This window comes from Halalkalibacillus sediminis (genome assembly GCF_002844535.1).
In the GTDB taxonomy this organism is placed as follows: Bacteria; Bacillota; Bacilli; order Bacillales; family Alkalibacillaceae; genus Halalkalibacillus_A; species Halalkalibacillus_A sediminis.
In genome coordinates, this window is sequence record NZ_PJNH01000001.1 from 670,400 (window position 1) to 690,259 (window position 19,860).

The following is a 19,860-nucleotide window of genomic DNA, read 5'->3' on the forward strand; positions in this document are numbered from 1 at the left end:
AGTGTTGACTATAATATGTTGAGGAATTATTTACAGGGGGAGGATCTACATGCTTTTCGGAATGAAATTAAAAAATATCATTTTTATCTTAATCGGCTCAGCTATTTTCTCTTTTGGTATTGTTAATTTTAATATGCAAAACAACTTGGCTGAGGGTGGCTTCACGGGGATTACGCTATTATTATACTTCATGTTTTCACTGGATCCAGGTATCATGAATTTGGTTCTCAATATACCTATCTTCATGATCGGTTGGCGACTACTTGGGATGACAACTTTTCTTTATACTGTACTGGGGACTTTCGCTGTCTCCATATTCTTATGGGTTTTTCAAATCTATTCATTCGATTTTTCTCTAAGAAATGACATGACTCTCGCTGCATTGTTTGCAGGGACATTCATTGGTGTTGGATTGGGAATTATTTTTCGGTATGGAGGCACTACCGGAGGTGTAGATATTATTGCTCGTCTGGTGCATAAATATGCTGGATGGAGTATGGGACGAACAATGTTCTTATTCGATGCAGTTGTTATTCTCTCTTCTATAGTCTTGTATTTACGTCCAATTGAAGGAATGTATACTTTAGTTGCCGTATTTATCGGAGCTCGTGTGATTGACTTCATACAAGAAGGTGCATATGCAGCTCGTGGAGCAACCATCATATCTGATCACAGCCATTCATTATCCAAAGGGATCATGGAACAAATGGATCGGGGAGTTACCATATTAAATGGAAGCGGAAGTTTCACAGGCGAAAAGCGTGAAGTGCTTTATTGCGTGGTCGGTAAAAACGAAATCGTAAAACTTAAAAACATTATCAGCGATATAGATCCTCATGCATTCGTTGCTGTCTCATCCGTTCACGATGTTCTTGGAGAGGGATTTACACTCGATGAAAATAAAAAACCTTTGATGTAATAAGAAAAATCCAAACGCCCCCTTAGTAATAATATTGACTGAAGCTGATGTTCTCAGATAAAGAGAACTGAGGTGAGTGTACAAACCTTTCAAATTACAACAATAAAGAGCTAATTAAAAAAAGCAGGTTTCCTTTCAAAAGGAAAACCTGCTTTTTTGATTATTCATTATTCATGAAAAGGAAGATAAATCTACCTAACTCCATCAATGCCACGACTGTAGCAGCAACGTATGTCAGTGCTGCAGCATTCAAAACTTTTTTGGTCTCTTTATGTTCAGCACTTCCGATGATTCCAGATGAAACGAGCTGATTCATCGCCCGGTTAGAGGCATCGAACTCGACCGGAAGAGTAACGATTTGGAATAAAACCGCAAAGCCCATCAAACCGATTGCTAGTAAGTAGAGTTCACCCATTTGCAATATAATACCAGCAAATATTAAGAAGTAAGAAAGGTTTGAACCTAGGCTTGCGACTGGTACTAACGTACTTCTAAATCTCAGAAATGCGTATTCTTCAGCATCTTGAATGGCATGTCCAACTTCATGCGCTGCAATGGCTGAAGCAGCTTGAGAAGGTTCATGGAAGTTATGTGAAGATAAGCGGACTACTTTTTTTCTCGGATCATAATGATCGGAGAGAAAACCTTTCGTCTCTTCTACTCTAACATCATATATTCCATTTTCTTGAAGAATTCGTCTAGCGACTTCAGCCCCTGGAATCCCGGATGAATTGGGTTTCTTCATATGTTTTTTGTAAGTTGTTTTTACTTTACGATTTGCTAATAAAGGAAGTATAAGCAAAACTGCAAAATATATAATAATCGTCTCAATGCCCATGTTTATTCACCTCTACTGTCTCATTCTTCTCAACTTAATTTTATTCAAGCTCTTGGTCTTCGTCAATTTTTTTAGCTCGATTAGCTGTACTATGATATTTTCTCCATGCTACATAAGTTAATGTGACAATAATGAAGAATGATATGGTCAAAATGGTATAAATTAAGTTCGGATTTGGGATTTGTCCATATACTATAAACAATTGAAGATGCAGTGTTTGAAGAATCACTGTGATTACTCCTTTACATCTAGATATAGTATATGTTTATGTTGTTTTTCTAGAACGGTGAGGCTTATATCCGAATCGAAATACTAAATAGATTGAAAATAGGCTTAACCAAAAAGTGAAATAGCCAATATGGTCCATATATTCACTCAGAGATCCATAAGATGGCATCATTCCATAAACATAATCAATTACATCGTTATGGAGGGTCCATATTGCAGCGAATATCAAATGCCTTTTCCCTATTCGATAAAACGGTGAATATAACAATCCCTGAATCGCCATGGCGCCATGAGAAACAATTAGCATCAAGGCAGGTGCAGTGATATTCCCAGTCTCCATGAACGTCAATATATTCATGATTACTGCCCAAACTCCGTATTTGAATAAAGTCAACATCGCCAGTGCTTCAAAGTATTTAAAATTCTTGTTTAACAGAAACCCTACTAATACAACTACAAAAAATAATGATGCTGTCGGGCTGTCAGGTACAAAAATAAGAAATATGGCTGGAGTTTCTATCAACTGATGCTCATACCATATATATCCATAAATTGTGCCAAGTGTATTTATTATTAGTAAGAGCCATAGTATGCTTTTTTGCATCAATAGTTGTTTGATCATCTTCAATCCCTCTAATGTCTAAGAAAAAAGCTGACCATTACAGTCAGCTTTTTACTTCAATTATTTTAATGTCCGCCACCGTCTTCTTGCTCTTTTGCTTTTTCGTTAACAGAGACGATAAATTCAGCTAGCTGAGTCAATTCTTCATCAGAACCTTCAAATTGTCCTGCTGGCATATCTCCAATACCATTGACTGCGATGTCTTTAATTGCATCAACACCATGTGGGATACCGATTAATGAAGGACCAACGTCAGGTACTCCGTTTAAATCTCCACCATGACAACTCATGCAATTATCTTCGAAAACAGCATAGCCGGGATCTTCTTCATCGATTTCAACCTGAACAGCATTTTCAATCGAATATTGTTCACGTTCTTCCCAATCTACGGCAGCAACTGATTCATAAGTCAACCAAATCGTAGCTGCAATACCTAGTAACATAAGGCCAGTAGAAATCGGACGACGTGTAGGCTTTCTTTCAGGTCCTTTGTCTAAGAAAGGAGCTAACAGTAAAGCACCAAACGCTAGACCTGGGATGATTACTGTACCGAATACGACATAATCGGCAGCAGCATATTTATACTTTAATAATTCATATAAGAAAAGAAAATACCAGTCTGGTAATGGTATATAAGATGCGTTATTCGGATCCGCCTGTTGCTCTAACGGTGAAGGAGCGTAAGCCACTAGACATAAGAACCCGATCAAGAATACCGCACCTACTAGCCATTCTTTTAATAAAAAGTTTGGCCAGAAAGCTTCTGTTCTACCAGGAAAGGCAGAGTAATCTTTAGGTATATTTCGGTTCGATTTCTCAGGTACCCGAGAATCACCGACAAATTTCATTCCTTTACCTCTATGCACAGTGTTCCCTCCTTTAAATTAAATATGGTTTATAGTGGTCCAGAAATACCTTGACGACGAATCATGATAAAGTGCGCACCCATTAATGCAAATAGGCCGGCAGGTAAAAAGAATACATGAATCGCAAAGAATCTCGTAAGGGTCTGTGCACCAACTATGTTAGGGTCACCTGCAAGCAAGATTTTCAAATCTGTTCCAATATAAGGGACACTTTCAGCAATTTCTAAACCAACCTGAGTAGCGAAAAATGCTTTGTTATCCCAAGGAAGTAGATATCCTGTGAAACCTAAACCTAACATGATGAAAAATAACAATACTCCTACAACCCAGTTTAATTCACGAGGCTTTTTATAAGCACCTTGGAAGAATACTCGTAATGTATGTAGGAAAATCATTACGATTACTACACTAGCTCCCCAGTGGTGCATGCCACGTACGATTTGACCATGAGCCACTTGCGATTGCAAATAGTTAACAGACTGCCATGCGTTCTCAATATCTGGAACGTAGTACATCGTTAAAAACATACCTGACAAAACTTGAATGACTGTCACGAAGAACGTCAGTCCACCAAAACAGTAAACGAAAGCTGAGAAGTGATGGGCAGGGTTAACGTGTTCGGGTACTTCGTGATCAGCGATATCACGCCATATTGGAGTGATATCCATACGTTCATCTATCCAATCATATACTCGTTGTAACATTTTACTATGCCCCCCCTCTCGCTTGTGCTCTTGGACTTAAGAATAACGTGCCATCTTGTACTCTAGTTTCGTACGCAGGTAATGGAGCGGTAGGTGGAGTACCTGGAATATTAACACCTTTTTCGTCATATCGTCCATTATGACAAGGACAGAAAAATTCGTTTTCATATTCTGGATTGGAATCCCAGCCAACTGTACAACCTAAGTGCGTACATACGGGAGACAAGGCAAGAATCTCATCTTCACCACTTCTGAAAATCCACGCTACTCGCGTAACTTTTGTTTCATACCAACCATCTTTTTGGTCAACTTGGAATTCTTTCTTTTGCGGTGTTTCTGTAATGTCATCTACACTCATGACAGAGATGAAGTCACCACCTGATTCTGCTTGTAGTAAAGGATCAACAGCAAAACCTAACATTGGCGCAACCATCGCTGCACCCATAAACCCGCCTACACCAGTTAATGTATAGTTAAGAAACTGACGACGAGATACAGAGTTTTTAGTTGGATTCACTACTTCTTCTTCTACTTCTTCATGTAGGCCTTCTGCATTTTCTGAAGGGCCATTATTTTTCTTTTCTTCTGACATAATTCTCCCCCCTCTATTCATTTGATGACAACGAATAGGGTAATTTAAAAACACATTTATTAGGACAATACAATCATAGCGTAATCTTTTCAACATTTCAATATAAACCATAGATTCGCTATAAAAATGTCATAATTTAATTGGACCAGCTTTCTTTTATCAATTGAAGAACTTCTTCTACTTGTGCTTGAATTAATTGTTGCTTGTCTACTTGATTAAGATTACCTTCTTTTATACTTGGTATCCAAAGTAAGTCTGCATCAAATTCCTTCACCTTTTTCCTCCACTGAGAATCAAAGGTCAGGAGAAACACATGATTGAAAGGTTGACTTTGGACGTGTTCGATTTGCTGATCAAGATTTTGCTTCTCTTCTTCTATTTTTGCGTCTTTCAAGTAGTAATATTCAGGGATTAGAAAAATTCTTCCTTTTAATTCTTTTTCTATTTGAGTGGTAAAAACATCCATCACTTCTTTTTGGAAAGAAAGTTTCTGAATATCTTCATCTGAAGAAAATGAATAAGGTATAAGTGGAATGATCGCTGTATCAATATATTCTTTTGCTTGTACGTACTGTTCGGCATCATTGAAATTCCATTTCATTTTGAATACCTCCATTCAGGACTAATTGAAGTTCTTATCTTCTCTAGACAGTTTTTCAATTTCTTTACTCCACTTCAGAAATGCTTCTTTATCATTACAATCAAGAGCATCATCGATTTTTTGGAGTAAATCACTTTTCTTACTTTCAAAATCCATTTCAGTCCATAACTTCTCTAAAGATTGATAGTCTTCATTCTTCATATAATAATCGTCAGGTAGATATGGGTTATCTTCTAATACTTCAGCATACTCTGTCGTTTGACGTATACCCGGAAATTTCAACTCGACATACATAAGCTCGTCAGTGTTTAAACGGACGTCGTGGAATGCTTTATCTACATCCGTAGTAACGATATGCTCTTTATAGAAACGAAAAGGTCTACTGTCAGAATCATCGACTGATATGATTAGGCTCCTGTGACACAAATGTGCTTCATAGACAAATCGAATTTTTTCCAAAAGATGATCCCTCTTAATCAAATATTCCAGTAGCCAAGTGATTTCTCGCTGCTTCATGTCATACTCATCCAGGAACCACTCAATCATTCCGCGTTTCTGATTGATGGTGACATCCATTCAGCTCACCTACTTTCCTTCATCCATTCTACCTAAAAACTCTTGTACCTCTTCATCTTCAGGCTCAATTTTTAAATAATCAATTAAGACAGGTTTAGCCTTTTCATGTTCACCTTCTTCTATAAGGAAGAAACCGTATTCCCTAAGAAACTTCGAGTGATCTTTAAATGAAGGGTAGGCTTTTTCAAAGAGTTCTTTAGACTTATCGAATTCTTCAAGTTCATTAAATATTTTAGCTCCGTACCAATTCACGACTTCAGGATAACCCTCGTATTTCATTAATTCTTCTACGAGTTCCTGAGCTTGTTCCCATTTCTCTTGCTCAAAGAATAAGGTGATCAATTCTTCTATGGCATCTTCATAACCAGGGTCGATCGCGATTGATTGTTGTAAGTAGTCCTCAGCTTGTTCATAACGATCCAGTCTGAGAGCGATCATTGCAATGGTATAGAATAGTTCCTTATTATGCTTGTCTTTATTAATACCTTTGACAAGAATATCGTAAGCTTCTGGGAGTGCGCCTTCTGCTTCATAGGCCTTTGCGAGATAAGGATATACACTTGTGTATTCTGGATCCAAATCAAGTAGTTGATTCCAAGAATGGACGGAGATATCATAACGTTCCAATTGATAAGCAGTATAACCGTACTTGAATAAAGCATCAGGAGTTTCTAACTTGATTTGTTGGAAATACTTTAATGCTTCTTCCCAATTCCCTACTGAGGACAGGCACTCAGCTAATCTCTCTTTCACATCGACAAAAGTGAATTCATCTTGATGCTTAATAACTTTTTCATAAAAAGGAATCGCCTTTTGGTATTCTCCATTAGAGAAAGAAAGTTCAGCTAAAGCGAAATCAATGATAGGTTCTTCTGGCTCAATATCTTTTGCTTCAAAAAGCTTTTGTTCTGCTACTTCAAAAAGTCCTTGGGTTTGATATAGATCGGCTAGCTGAACCAATGCCGGAACATAAGCTGGTTCACTGGGATCTATTTCGTGTAAAACTTCAAGAACAGCTTCATCATCATTCAAGTCTGTATATATTTCAGCTAATGAAAGACGGATCTCGTGTTCATGAGGATGATGGACCAGCATGTCCTCATAAATCATTTTTGCGTCATTTAATAGTCCCCATTCATGGAATATTTCCGCTATCACTAATCGTTCTTCATCATTAGCCTCGTGGGTATATGATTGTAATTTTTTAATTGCCTCATCAAAATGGCCATCCTTTGATAAGTGCATCGCTTGTTCTATAACTTCCATTTATAAATCCTCCAATATTAATCTCCAACAAATAATATCATTAATTTGATACACACACTAATTTCTAAGTGTGTCCATGTCTTCCCAAAAGCCTGGATAGGAAATTTGAATACATTCTTCATCATCTATTTCTAAAGTACTTTCACAAATTAATGAAGCGATCGCGCCCATCATGGCAATGCGATGGTCACCTCTGGAATTGATTTTCCCACCTTTTAGACTAGCTTTACCTCTAATAGTAACATCATTTTCTCTACTAGATACAGTAACACCTAATGAAGAAAGAGTATCAACTATAGCTTGGACACGATCAGTTTCTTTATATCTCAATTCTTCAATATGTTGAATGGTGAATTCACCTTCAACTTGTGATGCGACTAATGCTAATAAAGGAATTTCATCAATAAAGGTAGCTACTTCCTCTCTATTGATGGTAGTCGGGGTTAAATCTGGAGAATATTCAACTTCAATTGTTCCTATAGGTTCTGAGCCTTCGTGATGAGTGGTTTCAATATTAATACGGGCATTCATTCGTTTAAGTATTTCAATGAACCCAGTCCGTGTCGGGTTAAGACCGACGTCATTTAATGTAATCTTACTTCCAGGAGTAATAACCGCACCTGCGATCCAAAAAGCAGCTGACGATATATCTCCAGGTACTTTTAAGTTATTAGCAGCATATAGCGATTGAGGTCCTTTCACCTTTATCATGGAACCGTCTGTAAAGATGTCCGTCTCAAAAGCTGGAAGCATTCTTTCTGTGTGATCTCTGGTTATATTATCCTGATGAACAACGGTTTCGCCATCACTTAACAATCCTGCAAGTATAATTGCAGACTTCACTTGGGCACTATCAACTGGTAAACGATAGGTTATTCCTGAAAGGTGGCTCCCCTTTATTGTTATCGGTAGCTTATGATTAGCGCTTTCAATCATTGCTCCCATTTGACTTAGAGGATCTATTACTCGGTTCATTGGTCTTTTAGTTAAAGATTCATCACCTGTCAAAACGGTTTGAAAAGGTAATGCGGCCAGAATTCCTGTAATTAATCTTGCGGTCGTCCCAGAGTTCCCCATATACAAAGGATGATCAGGGCGCTTGAATGATTTCCACCCATCACTAGTAACCTTGACGTTATGATCATTGATAGTAATTTCAGTGCCTAGGGTTCTGAAAGCATCCATTGTACGGTAACAATCTTCTGATAACAGCATATTTTCTATTGTGGTTTCCCCTTGTGCAATAGAAGCAAACATGATTGCCCGATGAGAAATCGACTTATCCCCCGGTACTTGAAGAGTTCCTGTTAGTGGTTGTTGTCTTTGATTAAGAATCTTCATTCTATACAACCTCGTCTTTCATTAGTTTCAAATAGCTTTCTAGGTGCCTTCGAACTACATCACTGTCTAAATTCATAGAATACGGTTTTCCTATTGATTCGAGTAAAACGAAACTTATATTATGCTCAGAATTCTTTTTATCTCTTTGCATTTGGTACAACCATTCATCTAATTTACTCTCACGAGGAATCAGTTGGAAATTTAACTTTCTTATCCACGCGATTATTGAATCGTTGAATAGTTGATTTTCTTGTCCATTCATTTGATCAGATAGGTAAAGTGCGAATAGCATCCCCATCATGACACATTCGCCATGTCTCAACTCGGAATCTTTTGAAGAGGCTTCAATGGCATGCCCCCATGTATGTCCGAGATTCAAATATCGACGAATGCTCTTCTCATATTCATCTGTCTGTACATATCGTTTTTTAATTAGAATAGATTCAGCCAATATATTGATAAATTCTTTATCTTTAAAATTAATACTTTCACTCATATCATTCTTTATCGTTGTAAGAAAATCCTTGGATTCAATGAAACCATGTTTCACCATTTCAGCAAAACCAGAACGTAATTCTCTATCATTCAACGTATTGAAAGTGTCGACATCATAAATAACTAATTCAGGTGAATAAAATTGACCGATCAAATTTTTAGTGCCGTCAAAATTGATCGCTACTTTACCCCCGATACTGCTATCGTGAGCTAATAAAGTCGTAGGCATTTGAATAAATCCAATACCTCTCATATAAGTGGAAGCTACAAACCCAACTAAGTCACCAATCATGCCACCACCTAGTGCTATCAGAGCAGAATGGCGATCAAACCCTTTTTCAATCAGCTTGCTCTGGATTTCCTCGAACTGATGAAGTGATTTTGATAGCTCACCTGCTGGAACGATCAATTCTTCAACTTCAAAATATGGTTCTAAGGATTTTCGTACATCATCCAAATAGAGTTTAGCAACATTTTCATCAGTAATAATCGCTACTTTACTGTATGAAAATTCTTTCAGAAAACCTCCCGATTGATGTCTAATATCTTTTCCGACATGAATTTGATAATTACGTTCCTTGGAACTTACCGAGATAGTATTCATTAAAATTCGCGAATCCTTTCTCTATATCTCTTCATTTCATCTTTAAGTTGATTGATAGTATCAGAAGTAAATTGATCTAAAATCGCTTGGGCAACTTCCCATGCTACAATATGCTCCATCACAACAGAGGCTGCAGGCACAGCACATGAATCTGATCTCTCAATGCTTGCCTCAAAAGGTTCTTTCGTTTCAATATCAACGCTTTGCAGTGGTTTATATAGTGTTGGGATTGGTTTCATGACACCTTTAACGATAATAGGCATCCCTGTGGTCATTCCACCTTCAAACCCTCCTAAGCGATTCGACTTTCTTTTGTAACCATCAGTAGAGTTGTAATAAATTTCATCGTGTGTTTCACTTCCACGTCGTTCAGCGGCTTCGAATCCGATTCCAAATTCAACACCTTTGAATGCATTGATACTGATGACACTCCCAGCAATTCTTCCGTCAAGCTTTCGGTCATAATGAACATGAGAACCAATACCGGAAGGCATACCTTCAACACAAACCTCTACTACACCGCCTATTGAGTCTCCATCTTTTTTCGCTTGATCAATAGCATCCATCATAGCCTTCTCTTTTGTAGAATCGAGCGTTCGAACGGGAGACAGGTTGGACATTTCAACTTTATCGTTGAATGTCATGGATGGTTGATCATCAGCTTCCACATCGTAAATTCGTTTGACGTAACCAACTACATCAACACCAATTTCCTTGAGGATTTTCTTTGCTACAGCACCTGCTGCTACTCTTGCAGCTGTCTCTCTGGCTGAAGATCTTTCTAATACATTCCTCATGTCTCGGTGATCATATTTCAAACCACCATTCAAATCAGCATGACCTGGTCGAGGTTTTGAAATTTGTCTCTTGATCTCTTCATCACTTTCAATCGGCTCTTCGTCCATAATTTGCTTCCAGTGCTTGAAATCATCGTTCGTAATGATGAGTGAAATCGGAGACCCTAGAGTGTAGCCGTGTCTGACTCCGCTAGTGATTTCGACCAAGTCTTTTTCAATTTTCATTCTTCGTCCACGCCCATGTCCACCTTGACGACGAATTAACGATTCGTTGATATCTTCTTTGGTTAACTGTAAATGAGCAGGTACACCTTCAACTATTGTTGTAAGTTGTTTTCCATGGGATTCTCCGGCTGTTAAATATCTCATATTTGATCACCTTACTTTTTCGACTTTTGATAAAAAAAGGTTTGTATAACTTCTAAATCATACGAATTAGGGTTGAATATTTGCTCAGTACTGCCAACAAATAGAACACCCTTATCAACTAGCGAATCAGAAAACTTTTTGTAAACCTTCTGCTTCGCCTCTTCTGTAAAATAAATGAGCACATTCCGGCAAACTATAAAGTCGTAAGAGCTCTCATAACTATCAGCGAGTAAATTGTGTTTTTTAAATGACACACATTGTTTGATTTCATTTTTAATTTCGTAAAATGACCCATTTTTTTCGAAAAATTTATCTTTTTTGGCTTTGGGTATTTCTTTTAAAGACCTTTCTGGGTAGATCCCCTTCTTAGCTCTTTCGATTGCATTCTCGTCAATATCAGTTGCATGGATATGTATGTTTTCAAGTGGAAAGTAATCACTTAAAATCATGGCGATTGTATAAGGTTCTTCTCCTGTGGAGCATGCTGCACTCCATATTTTTAGTTTTCTATTCCCTTTAATTAAGGTTGGTAAAATATCTTTAATAAATACATCCCACCGTTGTCTGTTTCGGTAAAATTCAGATACATTAATGGTCATTCGGTCTAAAAATTCATGAAATAAAGATTCATCTACCTTAAGCTCTTTAAAGTAGCTGTCGAAAGATTGAAAACCTTTCTTATCCCTTAGTGACGTCAATCTACGTTTCATTTGCTTTTCTTTATATTGAGAAAGATCGATCCCAGTTCTTGATTTTATATCGTCAATAAATTTACTATAGTCATCTCGCATTTACTTCTCCCCTAGCTGATCCATGTCCTTCTATTATAATTCAGTTAGATGTCATATGCTATTGTTGTAGTTATGTAAAATAAAATCCCTGTGTATTATACACAGGGATTGAATCTGAAATTAGTAAGTCCACTTATCTGAATCTTTTTCATAAGAGATTAACTCTTTTGAATCAAAGAACAAGTCGATCTCTCTTGCAGCTGATTCTGGAGAGTCAGATCCGTGAATAACGTTTTTACCTACTGTTAGACCATAGTCACCACGGATTGTAGCAACATCAGATTCAGTCGGGTTAGTTGCACCCATCATTTTTCTTGCAGTAAGAATTACATTCTCACCTTCCCAAACCATAGCGAATACTGGTCCGGAAGTAATGAAACCAACCAATTCTCCGAAGAATGGCTTGTCCGAATGCTCACCATAATGAGTTTCTGCTAATTCAGTCGGAATCTGCATTAATTTTGCTCCAACTAATTTGAATCCTTTCTTTTCAAAACGTTCAACAATATCTCCAATCAAGTTACGTTGAACACCGTCTGGTTTTACCATAATAAATGTTCTTTCCATTATTAACACCTCTATTTAAATTTTATTTAAGCCAAAAAAAGTTTATCAAAGTTCTAATGAAATTACAATTTGAATTTCTAATGTTTCTTCTAGTTACGTTTGCCTCTTACCTAAGTAATTTGCAATCTGCTTTAGCGATTTCTTAGCACGTTGATCTGGCAAGAAGGATATTTCATGCAATGCTTTATCTAAATATTTACGACTCATTTGATAGGCTTGTTCAATAGCTTCAGATTCCCTAATTTTAATAATTGTTTCATTTATATCAGCAGAATAGGCATCATTAGCAGGGTTATTGAAATAGGCTTTCACAGATTCATAAATAGACAGATCTTTAAATGCTAACAAAGTCGGTAAAGTTAAATTACCATTCATCAAATCACTACCGACTGGTTTGCCCAATTGCTTCTCAGTAGCTGTGAAATCGAGTATATCATCGATGATTTGATAAGACATCCCTATGTAATACCCATACCGGAATAAGTGTTGTTGGACATTCTCAGAAGCGTTTGCAGCAACAGCACCTAATTGAGTACTTGTTGCGATTAATAAAGCTGTCTTTCTTTTAATTCGTTTAAAATATGTAAAACAGTTTTGATCGAGTGAATATTTATCTCTGATTTGTTCAATTTCACCTATACATAATTCATGGATGGCATTAGCCAAAAGGTTGTGTAATCGGTTGCCTTCAAATGGTTTTAAAAGTTCTAGAGTTCGTGCAAAAACGTAATCCCCTGTGTACATAGCTGTTTTATTATTCCACTTAGCGTTCACAGTAGGTTTGCCCCTACGTATTGTCGAATGGTCGATCACGTCATCATGAACTAGAGAAGCCATATGTATTAATTCTAAGGCAACTGCAACATCAATGATATTTTCTTGTGAATCGTCGCCAAACTTAGAGGATAGCAAGACAAATACAGGTCGTATTCTTTTACCACCTGCTTCAAGCAGATGATGAGAAGCAACCTGAATCATGGAACTCTCAGTTCGTGTAACTTCCTTGATCTGCTTTTCAATTTGTTGAATATCTTGACTGATATATGATAGTGCTGATTGTAATTTCATGATATCCACCTATTTTATGAGCGTTTTAAGGTTACTTTTTCGCTAAATGCATAGCAGCTGCGCCTAGTGCATAACTTTTCACTTGCACGGATTTAAATCCTGCGTCTAAAAACATTTTTCTTAACGTCTCTTTATCTGGAAACCCTTTAGTTGATTCATGGAGCCATGCATATTCTTCGTAACTCTTAGCAAAAAGTTTCCCGAATAATGGCATGATATGTTTGAAATAAAAGAAATAAAGCTGTTTGTAAACTGGGAGAGTAGGTTGTGACGTTTCTAAACATACAACACTACCTCCAGGTTTGACTACTCTGTACATCTCTTTTATTACTTGCATATAATCAGGCACGTTTCTTAACCCGAACCCAATTGTTACATAGTCAAATGAATTATCTTCAAATGGAAGCTGCATAGCATCTCCATGAATAAAATTCACCTGATCTAGTTTCAAGTCCTTTTTCTTTTGGTGACCTACTGATAGCATGTTTTGACTGAAATCAAGCCCTATAGCTTGTCCATTTTCCCCTACTTCGTTAGCAAGAGCAATGGTCCAGTCGCCTGTTCCACAACATACGTCGAGGCATTTTTCCCCACTATGTACGTTCATTTTTTTCATTACATCTTTACGCCAAGCTTTATGTCTTTTAAAAGATATAATAGAATTCATTCGATCGTAACGAGAATATATTTTTTCAAATACTGAATGTACCTTTTCAGACTTCTCATTCTGGTTCATTTTATACCTACTCTCAAAGCTGCTGGTAATTAATTATTCTGCCACAGAGCTTTCCTTTGGTTGAGACGCTCTTGGAACTGTACAGAATTCTGTTCTTTCAATAATTCAATCCAAAAATTTCGCGGCCTTTCATAAGTCAGTTGAACAACCATCTGAGGTTTTATTTTTGACTTATAAGAATCGATTTGAAAAAATTCAGCTAAAGAATTAAAAAGCCCAATATGAATATTTTCTAATGCATCGATTGCGTCTTCATCTGATAACGAACTATGTAAAATGGACATCTTTGATTGATTCACACTTTTGATACTATCGATCAAGTGATACATCACAGATAATTCATTTGAGCGCGCTAATAAGCGATAGAACATGGAGCTGTGATAATCCCCTACAAGAACCTTCAGTTGATTAACTTTTAATCGTTCGTTCGTTAGGGACTCTTCAAAACTCAAATCGACCTCATCATGAATATCCAAAGACGCTTGCATATGTAATAAAGCTTCAAACACAACTTCCTTATTAGGGTGATTGATTCTATCATATAACTCTTTCAAAAAATGGATCTGTGGATGGGTAACAATCCCCTCATAAAGAGCATATTGGATGTAATTATGTTTTCTTGTGTTAATAAAGCTTTCCCTGATTTCTTCTGGGGTTTGTGTAGCTTTCATTTTATCACCATTTTTTAGTAATTATTAATGCGTAGAATCCCTCTCCATCAAGTATTGTAGCATGATATCAAAAGATTAGCTAATAGATTGATGCGTATTTTTGCATTAAAAAAAGGAGGGAATAGCTCCCTCCTTTTCCTAAAGCCCTATGTAATGGCTTACTTAACAGCATCTTTAAGGGCTTTACCAGGTTTGAATGCAGGCACTTTGCTTGCAGGTATATTGATTTCCTCACCTGTTTGTGGATTACGTCCTTTACGTGCAGAACGCTCACGTACTTCAAAGTTACCAAAACCGATTAATTGTACTTTTTCTGATTTTTTCAATGATCCTGTGATTGATTCGAAAACAGAATCAACAGCTTTAGAAGCGTCTTTCTTAGAAAGATCAGCTTGTTCTGCTACAGAGTTTACTAAATCTGTCTTGTTCATCCGTCTCACCTCCTCTCAAGAGTATGTTGACTTACCTTGTTGTTTGCTTCATTCAATTATTCCCATTCTTACCATCATTTAAACAAAGATTAGTAAGAGATGCAAGATGAAAGAGTAATTTATGCTGGATTGACAAGGCTCATCAAAATTGTTCGAACTTTAGCATAATTTACTATTTCATGTAACTGCATATTATCACAAGGGTTTACCACTTTCAATAAGAAAATGCGTTAAATCAGTATTTTATCGGCATTTATGAGACATTAGGCTTACATTTTAGTGAAAATTCAGCTTAATTAGCTGAATTACCATTCATTTTAGACTACCTAATTGTGTAGGAAAAGGCTGGAATACACAAGGATTTTTATTAAATTGCCACAGCTAATCAGATGTTTTCTGTTAAATTCCTCATTTTTTATACTGTTATAAATTGTGCCAAATAAAAAAGCGACCTAAGAAGTCGCTTTTAATTGTTGGATATTTTATTTTTATCGTTATTAAGGGTTTTACAGTATGATCGCAATGAGACTGCCACTGCCATCGTTGATCATTCGCTCTAAAGTATCTTTTAATTTGTAGCGTGCATTTTCTGGCATCAGAGTCAATTTAGCATGAATGCCTTCTCGTACAATCGAGTTGAGTGATCTTCCGAATATATCTGATTTCCAAATTGATAATGGATCTTCTTCAAAGTCTTGCATCAGATATCTTACGAGTTCTTCACTTTGCTTCTCAGTACCGATGATCGGCGCAAATTCTGATTCTACATCGACCTTTATCATGTGAATGGAAGGTGCGACTGCTTTTAATCTTACGCCGAATCTAGAACCCTGGCGAATAATTTCTGGCTCTTCTAAGCGCATATCTTCTAGAGTAGGACTTGCAATACCGTATCCTGTTTGTTTAACCATGGAAAGTGCGTCCGCTACTTGGTCATACTCTCTTTTTGCATCTGCATAATCTTGAAGCAATTCAATCAGGTGATCCTTCCCTCTGATTTCTACACCAACGATTTCTTTTAATACTTGATCGTATAAATCATCTGATGCGTGAAGATCGATTTCGGCAACTCCCTCGCCTAATTCCATTCCAGACATTCTTGCATCCGATATAAATTCGTATTCAAAGAAGTCCCCAACGACTCGGTCTACATCTCTTAAACGACGAATATTTTGTACCGTGTTCTGAATGGAATCTTGGAACTGCTGACGTAACCAGTGATCTTCTTTAAGAGCCATAACCCAGCTAGGAAGGTTCACATTTACTTCTAGTACTGGGAACTCATAAAGGGCCTCTCTTAAGATGTTGTTAACATCATTTTCATTCAAGTTTTCTACTGAGACAGGGAGAACTGGAATGTCATATTCTTCAGCTAATTCATTTCTTAGCTCAACTGTTTCCATTTCACGAGGATGACTTGAGTTCAAAACCATAATGAATGGCTTACCAACTTCTTTTAATTCCTCTACTACTTTCCTCTCGGCTTCCAAATAATCCTCACGAGGAATATCACCGAAAGATCCATCAGTTGTTACTACTATTCCGATAGTAGAATGTTCCTGAATTACTTTTCTTGTACCGATTTCAGCTGCGTCATGAAAAGGAATTGCTTCCTCATACCAAGGTGTATGAATCATACGAGGACCATTCTCATCCTCATACCCTTTTGCACTGCCTACCGTGTAACCAACACAATCAACTAGGCGAACCTTTACATCTAGTCCATCCCCAACATTTAACTCGACTGCTTGGTTAGGAACAAACTTTGGCTCAGTTGTCATGATTGTTCTTCCAGCTGCACTTTGAGGTAACTCATCTTTGGCACGATCACGCTCTTGTTCATCTTCTATGTTTGGGATGACTATGAGGTCCATGAACTTTTTAATAAACGTGGACTTGCCCGTTCTCACCGCTCCTACTACACCTAAATAAATGTCACCGTTCGTACGTTTCGATATGTCATGAAACACATGGTTACTTTCCATACTATCCCTCCGACCTAGATACGATATCGTAGCTAAATTGATTTGCATTATAAATCTATGCAGTTGTCCTATTCATTTATGACTTAAATATTGAGAAAAACTTGGCTTATCGCCAAACCTTAATAGCGAAAGCCTTTGTTTTTCACATACTTTAACCCTCTATTGAAGTTAAACATTCTTAAAGTAAAAAAAATAGAGATTCCAATAGTTAATTGGAACCTCTATCATTGTATGAGCTTTATTCAACTTCATTCGTAAATTCTATTTCTCCGTCTTCCAATACCATAGGAGAAGAGTATACAGGTACCATCGGGTGGTATTCCATAAGCAAGTACCTTAGATCTCCCGAGTATTTTTCTATACCTTCATTTTCAATCAATTGGTAAACCTCAGGTCGATAGTCTATCAACACATCCCCCTGAACGTTTACAATTATATCCAACTCCATATCGGAATATGGGCTTGAGACTGTGGTTTCATGGTTGGTATTCAAACGTTCCTCGTTAATCATATAATGCCCTTCCCCCACTTGTTCTCCGTAGGGCGGGCTTCCATTTCTTTTTTTATAAACAGTTACGTCATAAATAACGGAACGTAAATGTTGAGTGACACGTGCATCGGCAACTTTCACAGTAGCCTCCTCTTCCGGGTCGATTATAACATAGGAGTATACTCCGCCTTTTTCATATGCGTTGCCAGGAGTAGATCCGATTAAATTCTGATTTCTTAATGTATTAAAATCAACTGGGTATTTAATGAACAGTGGAGTATCATCATCTCTTGTTTGAATAGGTAATAAGCCGTTATTCTGCTCTTGATATGTTTTTACTGCATCTTGTACTTGTTCTAATTGTTGATCATTAGTAAATTGATTCTCTCTCAATTCGTTATTGGGATATAGACAACCACTTAGGAATATGGTTAATGGCAACAATGTTAAAACTATTTTTTTCATAGGTTTGTCCACCTCTATTCGGTAGGTCCACTAAGGGTGATGAATATAATGATGAAACCACCGACCAGCATAAATAAATAAGCGATGATTCCTGTAATTACGCTTAGAAAACCTTTCAATTTATGTCTTGCTAATAAGATTAAACCTACAGAAGCAAATAATAGAATAATTCCTACAAACGATATGTACATTCTTAATAATGGTTCACTCATCAGACTCTTCCCTTCTATAATACGAGTGCGCTCAAATTATAGCATACATTAAACAATTGTATAAATTTAAAACTAGAACATTTTTTGAATATTTATTTATAAATCATTCCCATATAAAAAAAGAGGTGCAGGGCAGACACCTCTTAAGCCTTTTCCTCGTTTTTCAAGTAACTCATTTAGTAGTTATTATTGTTCGTCGTATAGGTCATTGAAAATTTATTTTTTGAAAATTTGCTGCAACGTGTTCTGATCAATTGACTTATTGTTTTTCGTAATCATTTCTACGATTCTGTCTTCCTTGGATTGATCCATTGGTTTGTTCGCCATTTGTGCTAATTGACGAACAAGTTTTCTTACAGTCCGCTCATCAGAAAAATCTGCATTTTGAACAGATTGAGCGACCTGAATTATCTCATGTGGAGAAATATTCGCTTTCTTGTTTAGGTGTTTAAAAATGGATTGTTGAAATTCTTGATTCACTTAACGCTCCTCCCTCGGATTGCATTCGTAATACTATATGCATTCGAGTGGAGCTGTTGTGTGCTTATGAATTAATTTTTGAAAATAATCTAATGAAAGCTAAGATTTATTCATCCGTCTTTTTCAGAATGAAGGCTAAATCTTCCATTTCATTTGTTTTACCACGGTTCATTAACTGGTCGACCACTTGTTTAGGGTCTTTTTCATGAAATAACAGTTCATATAATCCTTGTGTAATAGGCATATCTACACTTATCTTCCTAGACAATTGATATACTGCTTTGGTGGTTCGAACACCTTCTACAACCATACCCATCTGTTCTAAAACATCGTCAAGAACATAGCCTTTTCCTAACATATTACCTGCTCGCCAGTTCCGACTGTGCTGACTAGTACAAGTAACAATCAAATCTCCAACACCTGTCAGTCCTGCGAAAGTTAATGGGTTAGCGTCCATCTTTCCACCCAAACGAGCAATCTCAGTCAAACCACGTGTAATTAATGCGGCCTTCGCATTATCTCCGTAACCAAGACCATCGGAGATTCCTGCACCAAGCGCGATTATATTTTTCAATGCTCCACCAATCTCAACCCCAACTAAATCACTGTTGGTATACACACGAAAGCGATCATTCATGAATAAATCTTGAGCAGCTTCTGCTTGCCCAAGGTCATAAGAAGAGACTGTAACTGTGGTTGGCTGACGTTTTGCCACCTCTTCAGCATGACTAGGACCAGCTAAGACAACAATTTTATTGCCTCTTTCATTACCGAGTTCATCGGTCATCATTTCAGATATCCTTTTATGAGTTTCTGGCTCGATACCCTTTGCAGCGTGAATCAGTATTTGATCGTCTGTCATTAAATGTTTTAATTGTTTACAAACATCTCTGATTGCCTTAGTAGGTACAACTACTAAAATGGCAGAGACATCTTCCACAGCAGCTTCCATATCAGAATAACCCATTATATTCTCAGATAGATTGAGATCAGGTAAGTATTTTTTATTTGTATGATGATCATTGATTTCTTGTGCTTGATCCTCTCTGTGGGACCATAAACGTACATCATGGTTATTATCTGCAAGGACTGAAGCTAAGGCTGTTCCCCAGCTCCCTGCGCCTAATACTGCTACTTTCGACATTT

General features: G+C 37.1%; 24 protein-coding genes. 1 reads left to right on the forward strand and 23 read right to left on the reverse strand.

Features of this window, described 5'->3' with window-relative positions:
* Positions 1 to 49: 49 nt before the first annotated feature.
* Positions 50 to 919, forward strand: coding sequence for a YitT family protein (locus CEY16_RS03525; RefSeq protein ID WP_101330580.1), 870 nt, complete (start codon positions 50 to 52; stop codon positions 917 to 919).
* A gap of 160 nt (positions 920 to 1,079) precedes the next feature.
* Here the strand turns inward: CEY16_RS03525 and CEY16_RS03530 are convergent, their stop codons facing one another.
* The 23 genes from CEY16_RS03530 to CEY16_RS03640 all read right to left on the reverse strand — a co-directional run bounded on the left by CEY16_RS03530 (position 1,080) and on the right by CEY16_RS03640 (position 19,858).
* Positions 1,080 to 1,757, reverse strand: a complete 678-nt coding sequence (locus tag CEY16_RS03530) for a zinc metallopeptidase (protein WP_101330581.1) — start codon at positions 1,755 to 1,757, stop codon at positions 1,080 to 1,082.
* 40 nt (positions 1,758 to 1,797) lie between these two features.
* Complete coding sequence (locus tag CEY16_RS03535) at positions 1,798 to 1,986, reverse strand: sporulation protein YpjB (RefSeq protein ID WP_162297837.1); 189 nt, start codon at positions 1,984 to 1,986, stop codon at positions 1,798 to 1,800.
* 36 nt (positions 1,987 to 2,022) lie between these two features.
* Complete coding sequence (gene lhaT, locus CEY16_RS03540; protein WP_420795507.1) at positions 2,023 to 2,613, reverse strand: lipoprotein heptaprenylglyceryl N-acetyltransferase LhaT; 591 nt, start codon at positions 2,611 to 2,613, stop codon at positions 2,023 to 2,025.
* Between the two features lie 59 nt (positions 2,614 to 2,672).
* Positions 2,673 to 3,473 (reverse strand): menaquinol-cytochrome c reductase cytochrome b/c subunit, encoded by an 801-nt coding sequence (locus tag CEY16_RS03545; protein WP_101330584.1) that lies wholly within the window; start codon positions 3,471 to 3,473, stop codon positions 2,673 to 2,675.
* Between the two features lie 29 nt (positions 3,474 to 3,502).
* Positions 3,503 to 4,177: a menaquinol-cytochrome c reductase cytochrome b subunit gene (qcrB, locus tag CEY16_RS03550; RefSeq protein WP_101330585.1), complete on the reverse strand. Its 675-nt coding sequence runs from the start codon at positions 4,175 to 4,177 to the stop codon at positions 3,503 to 3,505.
* 4 nt (positions 4,178 to 4,181) lie between these two features.
* A complete protein-coding gene (locus CEY16_RS03555) occupies positions 4,182 to 4,694 on the reverse strand; it encodes a Rieske (2Fe-2S) protein (protein ID WP_143484593.1) in 513 nt (170 codons plus the stop codon).
* A 211-nt stretch (positions 4,695 to 4,905) separates the two neighbouring features.
* Positions 4,906 to 5,370 carry a DUF2487 family protein gene (locus CEY16_RS03560; RefSeq protein ID WP_162297838.1) on the reverse strand — a complete coding sequence of 155 codons (465 nt, stop codon included), beginning with the start codon at positions 5,368 to 5,370 and terminating at the stop codon, positions 4,906 to 4,908.
* A gap of 21 nt (positions 5,371 to 5,391) precedes the next feature.
* The gene (locus tag CEY16_RS03565) at positions 5,392 to 5,946 is read right to left on the reverse strand and encodes a ReoY family proteolytic degradation factor (protein WP_101330588.1); all 555 of its coding nucleotides are present in this window, start codon (positions 5,944 to 5,946) and stop codon (positions 5,392 to 5,394) included.
* A 9-nt stretch (positions 5,947 to 5,955) separates the two neighbouring features.
* On the reverse strand, positions 5,956 to 7,212 hold the full coding sequence (locus CEY16_RS03570; RefSeq protein ID WP_101330589.1) for a tetratricopeptide repeat protein: 1,257 nt from the start codon (positions 7,210 to 7,212) through the stop codon (positions 5,956 to 5,958).
* A gap of 57 nt (positions 7,213 to 7,269) precedes the next feature.
* Positions 7,270 to 8,553: a 3-phosphoshikimate 1-carboxyvinyltransferase gene (aroA, locus tag CEY16_RS03575; RefSeq protein WP_101330590.1), complete on the reverse strand. Its 1,284-nt coding sequence runs from the start codon at positions 8,551 to 8,553 to the stop codon at positions 7,270 to 7,272.
* Position 8,554: 1 nt separating this feature from the next.
* Positions 8,555 to 9,652 (reverse strand): 3-dehydroquinate synthase, encoded by a 1,098-nt coding sequence (gene aroB / locus CEY16_RS03580; RefSeq protein WP_101330591.1) that lies wholly within the window; start codon positions 9,650 to 9,652, stop codon positions 8,555 to 8,557.
* Positions 9,652 to 10,818 (reverse strand): chorismate synthase, encoded by a 1,167-nt coding sequence (gene aroC / locus CEY16_RS03585; RefSeq protein ID WP_101330592.1) that lies wholly within the window; start codon positions 10,816 to 10,818, stop codon positions 9,652 to 9,654. The genes aroB and aroC overlap by 1 nt, the downstream gene beginning before the upstream one ends.
* 11 nt (positions 10,819 to 10,829) lie before the next feature.
* Complete coding sequence (locus CEY16_RS03590; protein WP_101330593.1) at positions 10,830 to 11,609, reverse strand: CheR family methyltransferase; 780 nt, start codon at positions 11,607 to 11,609, stop codon at positions 10,830 to 10,832.
* 120 nt (positions 11,610 to 11,729) lie between these two features.
* Positions 11,730 to 12,176 (reverse strand): nucleoside-diphosphate kinase, encoded by a 447-nt coding sequence (ndk, locus tag CEY16_RS03595; RefSeq protein ID WP_101330594.1) that lies wholly within the window; start codon positions 12,174 to 12,176, stop codon positions 11,730 to 11,732.
* Positions 12,177 to 12,269: 93 nt separating this feature from the next.
* Positions 12,270 to 13,244 (reverse strand): polyprenyl synthetase family protein, encoded by a 975-nt coding sequence (locus CEY16_RS03600; RefSeq protein ID WP_101330595.1) that lies wholly within the window; start codon positions 13,242 to 13,244, stop codon positions 12,270 to 12,272.
* 31 nt (positions 13,245 to 13,275) lie between these two features.
* On the reverse strand, positions 13,276 to 13,980 hold the full coding sequence (locus CEY16_RS03605) for a demethylmenaquinone methyltransferase (protein ID WP_101330596.1): 705 nt from the start codon (positions 13,978 to 13,980) through the stop codon (positions 13,276 to 13,278).
* 29 nt (positions 13,981 to 14,009) lie between these two features.
* Complete coding sequence (locus tag CEY16_RS03610; protein ID WP_101330597.1) at positions 14,010 to 14,651, reverse strand: heptaprenyl diphosphate synthase component 1; 642 nt, start codon at positions 14,649 to 14,651, stop codon at positions 14,010 to 14,012.
* 158 nt (positions 14,652 to 14,809) lie between these two features.
* Positions 14,810 to 15,082, reverse strand: a complete 273-nt coding sequence (locus tag CEY16_RS03615) for an HU family DNA-binding protein (RefSeq protein ID WP_101330598.1) — start codon at positions 15,080 to 15,082, stop codon at positions 14,810 to 14,812.
* A 506-nt stretch (positions 15,083 to 15,588) separates the two neighbouring features.
* Positions 15,589 to 17,067 (reverse strand): stage IV sporulation protein A, encoded by a 1,479-nt coding sequence (gene spoIVA, locus CEY16_RS03620; protein WP_101330599.1) that lies wholly within the window; start codon positions 17,065 to 17,067, stop codon positions 15,589 to 15,591.
* A gap of 238 nt (positions 17,068 to 17,305) precedes the next feature.
* Positions 17,306 to 18,022 (reverse strand): hypothetical protein, encoded by a 717-nt coding sequence (locus tag CEY16_RS03625; protein ID WP_101330600.1) that lies wholly within the window; start codon positions 18,020 to 18,022, stop codon positions 17,306 to 17,308.
* Positions 18,023 to 18,036: 14 nt separating this feature from the next.
* Positions 18,037 to 18,234, reverse strand: coding sequence for a DUF2768 domain-containing protein (locus tag CEY16_RS03630; protein ID WP_101330601.1), 198 nt, complete (start codon positions 18,232 to 18,234; stop codon positions 18,037 to 18,039).
* A 216-nt stretch (positions 18,235 to 18,450) separates the two neighbouring features.
* Positions 18,451 to 18,714: a stage VI sporulation protein F gene (locus tag CEY16_RS03635; protein WP_101330602.1), complete on the reverse strand. Its 264-nt coding sequence runs from the start codon at positions 18,712 to 18,714 to the stop codon at positions 18,451 to 18,453.
* Between the two features lie 106 nt (positions 18,715 to 18,820).
* Positions 18,821 to 19,858 (reverse strand): NAD(P)H-dependent glycerol-3-phosphate dehydrogenase, encoded by a 1,038-nt coding sequence (locus tag CEY16_RS03640; RefSeq protein ID WP_101330603.1) that lies wholly within the window; start codon positions 19,856 to 19,858, stop codon positions 18,821 to 18,823.
* Positions 19,859 to 19,860: the final 2 nt, after the last annotated feature.